Here is a 10,720-nt window from a genome sequence, read left to right as displayed (position 1 = left end):
GATGAAAAATGCAGGGCCATCACAACGGCAACTTAGAGTAGCAGAGCAAGTACGTCATGCAATAGCGCATATATTACAGCGTGATATTTTGCTTGATGATATCTTAAAAGATATTGTTATTTCTGTCTCTGAAGTACGCATGTCACCAGATTTAAAAATTGCTACTTGCTTTGTATCACCTCTCAGCACTCTTAAAAATGCTTCTCATACCGATGTTGTTGATACCCTCAATAAACATAGTCGTTTTCTCCGTGGAGAAATCAGTCATGCGTTGCGACAAATGAAATATATGCCAGAACTGCGTTTCCGACTTGATAATAGTTTTGATAATTTTTCAAAAATTGATGCCCTCCTTCGCTCGCCTGAGGTTGCACGCGATCTTCACCATAGTGATACAGATGAGGATTAAAGATATGGCGCGGCAACACAAGAAAAAAGGGCGTCCTGTTTCTGGCTGGGTCATATTTGATAAACCAAAAGGAATGAAATCAACAGAAGCTGTCTCACAAATCAAATGGCTCTTCCATGCTCAAAAGGCAGGACATGCGGGTACACTTGATCCTCTTGCTTCTGGTCTCCTTCCCATTGCATTGGGCGAAGCAACCAAAACCGTCCCTTACGTGATGCAAGGCAAAAAAACTTACCGTTTTCATATTGCTTGGGGGCAAGAGCGCTCAACAGATGATTTAGAAGGAGAAATAACGAAAACTTCTCTCATACGTCCAACACAAGAAGAAATACTTGCTCTTCTTCCTCAATATACAGGTGTTATTTTGCAAACACCTCCACAATTTTCAGCAATCAAAATTGCCGGAAATCGTGCCTATGATTTAGCCCGTGAAGGGGAAGTTGTTGACATTCCGCCCCGTGAAGTGGAAATAGAAACTTTCAAGTTATTAGAAATGCCTACCAAAGAGCATTCTGTCTTTGAAATAACCTGCGGAAAAGGAACTTATGTGCGCTCTTTAGCACGCGATATGGGACGTGATCTCGGTTGCTATGGGCATATTGCTGATTTAAGACGTATTGCCGTCGCACCTTTTGATGAAGAAGATCTCATTACATGGGAGGAACTAAAAGCAGCCATTCCGCCAAATAAAAACACTACAGATGAAAATAATAGTTCTTTTGAAAAAAACTTCTCAACACTTGATGAGCTCTTAATTGACACAAGCGCCGCATTGGATTGCCTCCATCACTATATCCTTAATGAAACTCAAGCACAGAGGATTATAAGAGGCCATTCTATCCTCTTAAATCATCACAAAGTACCTCTTGATGAAGAGGAAGTTTGTGTCCTCTATAAGGAACAACTTCTTGCTATTGGCACTCTCGACAAAGGTCTATTTAAACCAAAGCGGATTTTCACAATTTAATCGATTCTTTTCCCAACCACCTTTTGCGGAAAGATATTTTTCTCTATCAATTAAGAAAAATATGGTGCTTTTCATTGTCTATATTTACCGTATTCATATCAAAATTTAAGTCAGTGCTATAAGCTAACACCACCACACACTTTTTCCTCTTAATGTCGCAACAATCCTTGCATTCGAAAGGATTCATAAGAGGCTTTTTATTTCTTTTTTAATCGTTTTTTACTCATACTTTAGTCCTCGTTTATAATGTACAAGCAAAGATATGGACTGATTTACTCTAAATAGATTTGAAACGAGAAAAGCTTAAGATTTTCAGAACTATCACTCAACATGAAAAATGACAAATAACCATTGTAAATCAATTCTTTAAATATTGAAATAGCAATTTTTTATGATTATGCTAACAAATTGATCGAAATAATATTAATATATGTAATATTTACAAAAACTGTTTTAACCCTAAGGAAGATGATCAGAGGAAACTTTTAAAAGCATCTCACTGGCTTGAGGTATTGTTTGGCGTTCAATCATGCGGTGCACTCTTATACCGTTAGGAGCACAATTTAAATGACGCAGACGCTTATTGACTTCTGCATCTGCTTTTGTACGACGATGATTATGGCGTAAATAATCTACCCATGTTGGCATATGATAAGCCTCTGTCCAATATTCAGGTCTTTCAAGATCTCGTAAAAGGACCCACTGACGCGCACCATCACGTAATCGAATATGGCGTCGACGCGTCATCACTTTGAGAAACTCTTCAAGATCATTTTCATGAATTTTATAATCGATCATTATCATGATCGGTCCACTTCTTGCTTTGAGGTCAAGTAATAATTCCGGCTCTCTAAAATGATCAAGAGGATTTAAATCTATCTGAGGAATTTCTTGAATTCTAAATTTTACCCCCGCAAGAGCACCAAAAATCAAGAATAGAGAACAAACGCTCAAAGCAATTGTTGGAGAATAACCATCAGCCAAAACTCCCCAGATTGCACTTCCAATAGCCATCCCCCCATAAGATGCCGTTTGATAAAGTGCTAAAGAACGTGCAACAACCCAGCGTGGTGTAGAGAGTTGTACAGATGTATTAAACAATGATAATGCCAAAACCCAACATAACCCTGCAGGAAATAAAGCAATATGGCTTATAATCAGTGAACGGCTTATTCCCAATAAAAAGCAAGAAAAGGCAAAACCAATAAATGCACTTGCAATAATTGTTTCTGAACGAAAATGATGCCGTACAACTGCATTAATAATACCTGCTGTCATGGCTCCTAACCCAAAACAACCGAGCAATGTACCATAAAGAAGGGCACTTCCTCCAAGAACTTTATGCGCAACAATTGGCAAAAGTGCTAAAATAGAAATTGCTCCTATACCAAAAAGGAACGCTCGAACCATAATACTCAGGAGATTAGGTGACATCGCAACATAACGCAAACCATCTGAGACAGCTCCTAACAGCCTTTCTCGTGGTAATGAGTTGTTTTCATAATTCGACTTCCAGAAAAACAACGCACCAATAAGAGGAATATAGCTTATAGCATTAAACAAAAAAGCAGCAGATGCCCCCAAAGTTGCAATGATGGCACCACCAATAGCAGGACCAACACTCCGCATCAAATTAAAGCCTACACTATTCAAACTAACAGCAGCAGGAATATTTTCCCTGCTCACAATATCTCCTATCGTTGCTTGCCAAGAAGGATTATAAAAAGCTGTGCCACATCCAATCAAAAACGTAAAACATAACAAAAGCCAAGGTGTTAGAAATCCCATATAGGCTAAAACAGATAAACTCATGGATATGACCATCATCATAATCTGCGCACACAACATAATTTGACGCCGATTAAAATTATCAGCTAATGCCCCTGCCATCAAAGAAAACATAACAAGTGGTAATGTTGTGGCACTTTGAACAAGCCCAACCATGGAATGCGAAGAACTAATCAACGCCATTAACCACCCTGCTCCAACAGCCTGTATCAGCCCCCCTAAATTAGAAATAAGAGTAGATGACCATAAATTTCGAAATACCGAATTACGAAAAAGTTTTAATGTTGAAATGCTCTGCATCTTTTTCCTCCAAATCGGTATTTATCATCTTTGTTAGCACATACACGCTCATAATCTTTGTATCAAAAGGATGCATAATTCTTTAAAAAACTTCTCATAAAACTCTATTTAAATCAATATTTCAAAACAAAAGCTTTTATTTAAAGAAAGACTTCAAAATGCTGTAAAGGACTAGTATTTTAACCTTCTTTCCTATATAAGAACGAAAATAGGTAAGAGTCTTCGACTTTTCCTGTTTTCTCACAGACCCTTGCTGAACGACATCTCGGCTATGGGTGACTTTATGTTTCTTCATTTTTGGAAAGGATAATACGATGTCGATTACAGCTGAACGTAAAAAAGCTCTTGTCGCAGAATATGCAAACAAAGTTGGTGATACAGGATCACCAGAAGTACAGATTGCTGTACTTTCTGAACGTATTTCTAATTTAACAAACCACTTTAAATCTCACAAAAAGGATAATCATTCTCGTCGTGGTCTTTTGAAGATGGTATCTCAACGCCGGCGCCTTCTTGATTATCTTAAAGGAGTTGACCAAAATCGTTATCAGACACTTATAAAGAAGTTAGGTTTGCGTCGCTAAAAGAAAAATGGAAGTGGTATTAAAAAAACACCCATTTTTTCATCGTGTTGCTTTTAATTAAAAATTTTAAAAACTGATAAGTTATTATGGGATAGGACTGCTCATCATTTCGCATTTAAGCAGTTTACTTCTCTTTTCTTGCAACAAAGATAAAAAGTATGTTGTCCACCCCAGATCTTGGAAGTATGCTACGCAAAACCAGAATGTGAGCAATTAAAGATTTAAACACTGGTCATTAAGGATAAAAAATGTTCAAAACGCACAAGATAGAAATTGAATGGGCCGGGCGTCCGCTCACCCTTGAAACAGGGAAAATAGCGCGTCAAGCTGATGGTGCAGTGATTGCTACCTATGGAGAAACGATTGTCTTAGCTACCGTTGTATCGGCCAAAATCCCAAAACCAGACCAGGACTTTTTTCCACTCACCGTTAATTATCAAGAAAAATCCTATGCTGTTGGTCGAATACCTGGGGGCTATTTAAAACGTGAAAGTCGACCAAGTGAAAATGAAACTTTGGTTTCACGTTTGATTGATCGCCCAATTCGTCCCCTTTTCGTTGAGGGATATAAAAATGATACACAAGTTATTGTTTCCGTTATACAGCATGATCTCGAAAACAATCCCGATATCCTTGCGATGATTGCATCTTCTGCCGCATTGACCCTGTCAGGTGTTCCTTTCATGGGGCCTATAGCTGGTGCCCGCGTTGGCTATTGTAATGGACAATATGTTCTTAATCCTCATATCGATGAAATGCCTGAATCAAAACTTGATCTTGTTGTTGCTGGAACAGAAAGTGCTGTTTTGATGGTTGAATCAGAAGCACAAGAATTACCGGAAGATATCATGTTGGGGGCCGTAATGTTTGGTCACAAAGGCCTTCAACCTGTCCTTGATGCCATTATAAAGCTTGCTGAAGTTGCTGCAAAAGATCCTCGTGATTTTGTTCCTGAAGATCTTTCTGAACTTGAAAAAGCGATGCAGAAAATGGCAGAACAGGATATACGAAAGGCTTACACAATTACTGATAAGCAAGAACGTTATGCTGCAATTGATGCACTAAAGACAGAAATCCTCAATAAATTTATGCCAGAACCAGAAAAAGATTGTCAATTTAGTGCAGATCAAATTGCAACCGTATTTAAACAGTTGCAAGCAAAAATTGTTCGCGGAAACATTCTTGATACCCAAAAGCGGATTGATGGACGCAATCTTTCTACCGTACGCCCTATCCAATCAGAAGTAAGTATTTTACCCCGCACACATGGATCAGCACTCTTTACCCGCGGAGAAACACAAGCGATTGTCGTTGCAACATTGGGAACTGGTGAAGATGAACAATATGTTGATTCCTTGACAGGAATGTATAAGGAAACATTCCTTCTCCATTACAATTTTCCACCATTTTCAGTGGGTGAAACGGGACGCCTTGGTTCTCCTGGTCGTCGTGAAATTGGACATGGCAAATTGGCATGGCGGGCAATTCACCCCATGTTACCAACGAAAGAATCTTTTCCTTATACCATTCGTGCTGTCTCAGAAATCACTGAATCCAATGGCTCTTCTTCTATGGCAACGGTTTGTGGAACCTCACTTGCTCTTATGGATGCTGGTGTTCCTCTAGCACGCCCTGTTGCTGGTATTGCTATGGGCTTGATTAAAGAAGGAGAACGCTTTGCTGTTCTTTCTGATATTTTAGGGGATGAAGATCATCTTGGAGATATGGATTTTAAAGTCGCAGGAACAGAAAATGGTATTACTGCCTTGCAAATGGATATCAAAATTGATGGTATTACCGAAGAGATTATGAAAATCGCGCTTGAACAAGCCAAAGGTGGACGAATCCATATCCTTAATGAGATGGCGAAAGCTTTAACCAGTGCACGTGCTGAGCTAAGTGAATTTTCTCCACGAATCGAAGTTATGAATATTTCTGTCGATAAAATCCGTGATGTTATCGGCTCTGGTGGTAAAGTTATTCGGGAAATCGTGGAACAAACGGGAGCAAAAATTAATATTGAAGATGATGGTACCATTAAAATTGCTTCTGCTGATGCTAAAACCATTGAAGCAGCAAAACGTTGGATCCATTCTATTGTCGATGAGCCTGAAGTTGGTGCTATCTACCAAGGGACAGTTGTAAAAACTGCAGAGTTTGGTGCGTTTATAAACTTCTTTGGTTCTCGTGATGGACTCGTTCATATCTCTCAGCTTGCATCAGAACGCGTCAGCAAAACAACCGATATTGTAAAAGAAGGTGACAAAGTTTGGGTTAAATTAATGGGCTTTGATGAGCGTGGAAAAGTTCGATTATCAATGAAGGTCGTTGATCAAACAACCGGAAAGGAAATCACCGGTGATAAAGCAATCAATGAAGAAAAGTACGTGGATGAAAAAAAACAACCTGAAAATAAGCGCCGCCGTAAGAAAGAAGAGTAAGTTTTTCCTCTTATCGTATCATGAAATGCCATCTCAACATTGGAGTGGCATTTTTCTTTGAAAGAGTCATATGTGTTATTATTTTTGCCTTTTGAAAATCATGAACTCCCATATCCTGATCCAAACCAATGTTGGTTAAGTTTCGGTTTAACAGAAATCCCAGCTCCAGAATGGGCACAGAATTTAAAAGTTATTACGCCTTGGCGACCAGATTTTTTAAAATTTGTCGATACTCAATTTCACTGCTCTCCCCAAATAGATAAAACCTTCAGCTATGATGGTGCATTTTTACATTTGAGCAAATATCGTGGTTTTAACCAAAATTGTTTTCTTGATTTATTAGAATGCGTTAAACCCAATGGATGGATTGTAATCAGTGGGAATAAAACTGCTGGTGCTGCTTCAATGATGAAGTGGGTCAAAACAATTGTTCCCATCACCAACAAATTGTCTAAAAATCATGGTCTTGTATTTTGGTTGCAAGTTCCTCAACAAATTGAGAGACATAACATTGCACAATTGCGCTCACCACCGCTCACTTTTGGTAAATTTCAAACCACTTCTGGTATGTTCTCACACGGACGTATTGATCCGGGATCCGCTGCACTTGCTTCTTATATGCCCAAAGTTATTTCTGGAAAAATGGCTGATTTTGGTGCTGGATGGGGCTATCTTTCTCACGTTGCGCTTGAAAGAAGTGAAAAACTCACCGCTCTCGACCTTTATGAAGCAGACTACAACGCTTTGAGAGCAGCAAAACAGCACCTTAAATCCAGAACAGCTCCTTTTTCAATTCATTTTTATTGGCACGACCTTGTGCATGAACCTATCACAAATCTGTATGACACAATCATTTCAAACCCACCGTTTCACACGCAACAAACGACAGATATTTCATTAGGAAAAAATTTTATTATAAATGCTGCAAAGTGCCTAAAACCAGGCGGCAGTCTGCTTTTTGTTGCAAACCGCCACCTGCCTTATGAAACATTATTAAAAAATATTTTCCGCACAGTGTTGATACATGAACAAGCCCATGGTTTCAAAATTATCGAAGCGCGCAGATAAAGAAAACAAGCGATAACTCTAAAGAATAAAACGTGAAAGATCGATATCAGCAGCAAGTTCGCCAATAGATTTTCTCACATAAGCGGCATCAATTGTAAAGGATGTTCCAGCTTTATCAGGTGCCGTGAAAGAAATTTCATCCAAAACGCGCTCCATCACTGTTTGCAAACGACGTGCCCCTATATTTTCAATCCTTGCATTTAAATCTACAGCAATATCTGCTAAAGCATCAATTGCATCATCGGTAATTTCTAAATGAACCTCTTCTGTTGCCATAAGAGCAATATATTGTTTAATCAAACTAGCTTCTGGTTCCGTTAGAATGCGCCGTAAATCTTCTCTTGTTAAAGGGTTTAGCTCCACACGGATGGGCAAACGTCCTTGAAGTTCCGGTAATAAATCAGATGGCTTAGAAACATGAAATGCACCTGAGGCAATAAAAAGAATATGATCTGTTTTGATTTGCCCATATTTTGTAGCAATTGTTGTTCCTTCAACCAAAGGCAAAAGATCCCGTTGAACGCCCTCACGCGAAACCGCAACACTTGCTCCACCATCCCTAGTTGCAATTTTATCAATCTCGTCAATAAAAACAATCCCGTCATTTTCAGCAACACGAAGCGCTTCTTGAATAATTTGATCCTGATCAAGGAGTTTTTCAGATTCATCATCAATGAGCGGCTTAAAAGCATCCCTTACTGTCGTCTTACGAACTTTTGTACGACTGCCCATTTTACCCAAAATATCTGATAAATTCATAATACCCATTTGTGCCCCAGGCATACCAGGAATATCAAAGGTTGAAGCACTATTGCTATTATTATCGGCTACTTCAATTTCAATCTCTTTCTCATCCAATTCACCTCCACGCAATTTTTTGCGAAAACTATCACGGGTAGCGGGACTGGCTGTTTTACCAACAAGGGCATCTAAAACGCGCTCTTCAGCATTCACGTGAGCCTTTTCTTTTATTTCATCCCGTTTCTTTTCACGCACAAGAGAAATGGCAATTTCAACAAGATCTCGAATAATTTGCTCAACATCACGTCCCACATAACCAACTTCAGTAAATTTAGTCGCTTCTACTTTAACGAAGGGTGCTCCAGAAAGTTTTGCTAATCGACGTGCAATACCAGTTTTACCAACTCCTGTTGGCCCTATCATTAAAATATTTTTTGGCATAACTTCTTCACGCATCGGCGCATCAAGCTGTTGCCTACGCCACCGATTGCGCAGTGCAATAGCTACAGAGCGTTTGGCATCATTTTGGCCAATAATAAAACGATCAAGTTCAGAAACAGTTTCACGAGGGGAAAATACAACACACATTTAAATAGCTTTCTCTAAAGAAGATAATTCTGCATCCAATGTTTCAATCGTAAAATGATCATTGGTGTAAACACAAATTTTAGCGGCAATAGCCATAGCTTTACGAGCAATAGTTTCTGCATCCAAATCCAAATCCATGAGTGCACGCGCTGCTGAAAGAGCAAAATTTCCTCCAGAGCCAATTGCCATAACCCCATCTTCTGGTTCTAAGACATCACCAAGCCCTGTTAGAGCCAAAGTTACTTTCTTATCAGCCACGAGCATCATTGCTTCGAGACGACGCAAATAGCGATCTGTTCTCCAATCTTTTGCAAGTTCCACACAAGCACGCATAAGCTGATCAGGATATTGCTCAAGCTTTGTTTCCAATCTCTCCAGTAATGTAAAAGCATCTGCCGTAGCACCAGCAAAACCAGCAATAACCACTCCGTTCTTTCCAAGACGACGCACTTTACGTGCATTACCTTTCATAATTGTCTGTCCAAGAGAGACCTGACCATCCCCGGACATCACGACTTTTCCACCTTTTCGTACCGTAATAATTGTTGTACCATACATTATGTCTGGCTTATGTTCTGTCATAAGGAAACTCCTTAATATTAACTTTACTTTTTAATATTGATTTCTTTTCATACAATGTAAAACTCAATTACTATTGTCCTATTTAAGAACATATACAGCAAAACACAATGATTCAGCATAACTCAATTTGTTGAAAATGGAAAAATGATATCATTGTTGTCAATGTAAATTACTGCTAAATAGCTTTATATAAACAGTTTGTGCTTTTTAGAGGAAAATTATGAAAAAAATAGCCATAGGGACCTTAGGTGGAACAATTGCAATGACTGCTGATAGTTTTGGTCACATGCAACCGACTTTAACTTCAGATAACCTCATAAAAAGTGTTCCTGATTTAAATAACGTTGCTGATATTAATGCACAAACATTAATGCAAATACCAAGTGGATCTTTATCGTTTCAAATGCTTTTTGAAATAATTAAGTGGGCAAAACAACAAATAAACGCTGGTGCAGAAGGTATTGTTTTAACACAAGGGACTGATACTCTGGAAGAAACAGCTTTTTTTCTTTCTCTTTATTGGAAAGAAGCCGAACCACTCATCATAACCGGTGCTATGCGCATGCCTCATGAAGCAGGCGCCGATGGCCCCGCCAACATTTTAGCAGCCACTCGTGTCGCAGCAGCCACACAAAGTCGTAACAGGGGCGTTCTTGTTGTCATAAATGATACAATTCATTCACCTTATTGGCTCTATAAAAGTCATACCGTCAAAGTCGAAACATTTCAATCAGGTCTTGCAGGTATTTTAGGAACTATTTTAGAGGGAAAACTTATTTATTTCAATGATCGAAAATTTTTCCCAAAAACGTTTGATCTTCCCCAAAACCATGATCATCAAATTGCACTCCTCTATTCCTCTTTATCATCTGATGCACAATTAATGAAACTATGCCTTGAAAGTGGGTATTATGCTGGAGTTGTTATTGCTGGTTTTGGTGCAGGACACTGTAGTTTTCAAGAAGCAGACCTTGTACAACAATATGCACAAAAAATACCAATCATTATTGCTAGTCGTTGTTGTAATGGCTCAACAACTCGTATAACTTATGGCTATAAAGGCTCCGAAATCGATATGATTGCTTCTGGTGCTCTCATGTCTGGTTATTTATCAGCCGTAAAAGCGCGCCTACTTTTATGGGCTTTTTGGGCACAAGGGTACTCATTAGCACAAATCCGTGCAAACTGGAATGACTGGACTATAAGTTAATGAAAAATGATCTATTATCTTAAAAGAAGAGAGCATGCAAAA

The 10,720-nt window shown here is 38.8% G+C and carries 9 protein-coding genes; 6 read left to right on the top strand and 3 right to left on the bottom strand.

Going from position 1 to position 10,720, the window contains the following annotated elements:
- The first annotated feature begins 1 nt into the window (after nt 1).
- Nucleotides 2–409 (top strand): 30S ribosome-binding factor RbfA, encoded by a 408-nt coding sequence (gene rbfA, locus ACFIK2_RS00945; protein WP_375613309.1) that lies wholly within the window; start codon nt 2–4, stop codon nt 407–409.
- Nucleotides 410–413: 4 nt separating this feature from the next.
- On the top strand, nt 414–1,376 hold the full coding sequence (gene truB, locus ACFIK2_RS00940; RefSeq protein ID WP_375676795.1) for a tRNA pseudouridine(55) synthase TruB: 963 nt from the start codon (nt 414–416) through the stop codon (nt 1,374–1,376).
- A 459-nt stretch (nt 1,377–1,835) separates the two neighbouring features.
- Here truB and ACFIK2_RS00935 read toward each other — a convergent pair whose 3' ends face one another.
- Entirely contained in the window at nt 1,836–3,464 is a 1,629-nt protein-coding gene (locus ACFIK2_RS00935) for an MFS transporter (protein ID WP_375676794.1), read from the bottom strand.
- Nucleotides 3,465–3,778: 314 nt separating this feature from the next.
- Between ACFIK2_RS00935 and rpsO the strand changes: the two genes are divergently transcribed.
- The 3 genes from rpsO to ACFIK2_RS00920 all read left to right on the top strand — a co-directional run bounded on the left by rpsO (nt 3,779) and on the right by ACFIK2_RS00920 (nt 7,557).
- Nucleotides 3,779–4,048, top strand: coding sequence for a 30S ribosomal protein S15 (rpsO, locus tag ACFIK2_RS00930; protein ID WP_375611819.1), 270 nt, complete (start codon nt 3,779–3,781; stop codon nt 4,046–4,048).
- Nucleotides 4,049–4,296: 248 nt separating this feature from the next.
- Nucleotides 4,297–6,489 (top strand): polyribonucleotide nucleotidyltransferase, encoded by a 2,193-nt coding sequence (gene pnp, locus ACFIK2_RS00925; RefSeq protein WP_375676793.1) that lies wholly within the window; start codon nt 4,297–4,299, stop codon nt 6,487–6,489.
- Between the two features lie 72 nt (nt 6,490–6,561).
- A complete protein-coding gene (locus tag ACFIK2_RS00920; RefSeq protein ID WP_375633968.1) occupies nt 6,562–7,557 on the top strand; it encodes a class I SAM-dependent methyltransferase in 996 nt (331 codons plus the stop codon).
- Nucleotides 7,558–7,575: 18 nt separating this feature from the next.
- On the opposite strand, the gene hslU is transcribed toward ACFIK2_RS00920, so the two are convergent.
- Together hslU and hslV are read right to left on the bottom strand one after the other, a co-directional pair.
- Entirely contained in the window at nt 7,576–8,886 is a 1,311-nt protein-coding gene (gene hslU / locus ACFIK2_RS00915; protein WP_375633966.1) for an ATP-dependent protease ATPase subunit HslU, read from the bottom strand.
- Nucleotides 8,887–9,468 (bottom strand): ATP-dependent protease subunit HslV, encoded by a 582-nt coding sequence (gene hslV / locus ACFIK2_RS00910; protein WP_375633964.1) that lies wholly within the window; start codon nt 9,466–9,468, stop codon nt 8,887–8,889.
- Nucleotides 9,469–9,688: 220 nt separating this feature from the next.
- Here hslV and ACFIK2_RS00905 point away from each other — a divergent pair, with 220 nt between their 5' ends.
- Entirely contained in the window at nt 9,689–10,678 is a 990-nt protein-coding gene (locus ACFIK2_RS00905) for an asparaginase (RefSeq protein WP_375633962.1), read from the top strand.
- The last annotated feature ends 42 nt before the right edge of the window (nt 10,679–10,720 follow it).

The organism is Bartonella sp. AP88XZML (assembly GCF_042195565.1).
Taxonomy (GTDB): domain Bacteria; phylum Pseudomonadota; class Alphaproteobacteria; order Rhizobiales; family Rhizobiaceae; genus Bartonella.
Note: the sequence above shows the minus strand (reverse complement) of the source record. Positions and strands in the feature narration are given on the sequence as shown.

Bases quoted from the DNA above. Each gene is read 5' to 3' on its own strand.
- ACFIK2_RS00935 (WP_375676794.1), bottom strand. From the start codon at position 3,464: ATGCAGAGCATTTCAACATTAAAACTTTTTCGTAATTCGGTATTTCGA.
- ACFIK2_RS00905 (WP_375633962.1), top strand. From the start codon at position 9,689: ATGAAAAAAATAGCCATAGGGACCTTAGGTGGAACAATTGCAATGACT.
- rpsO (WP_375611819.1), top strand. From the start codon at position 3,779: ATGTCGATTACAGCTGAACGTAAAAAAGCTCTTGTCGCAGAATATGCA.
- hslV (WP_375633964.1), bottom strand. From the start codon at position 9,468: ATGACAGAACATAAGCCAGACATAATGTATGGTACAACAATTATTACG.
- hslU (WP_375633966.1), bottom strand. From the start codon at position 8,886: ATGTGTGTTGTATTTTCCCCTCGTGAAACTGTTTCTGAACTTGATCGT.
- rbfA (WP_375613309.1), top strand. From the start codon at position 2: ATGAAAAATGCAGGGCCATCACAACGGCAACTTAGAGTAGCAGAGCAA.
- pnp (WP_375676793.1), top strand. From the start codon at position 4,297: ATGTTCAAAACGCACAAGATAGAAATTGAATGGGCCGGGCGTCCGCTC.
- truB (WP_375676795.1), top strand. From the start codon at position 414: ATGGCGCGGCAACACAAGAAAAAAGGGCGTCCTGTTTCTGGCTGGGTC.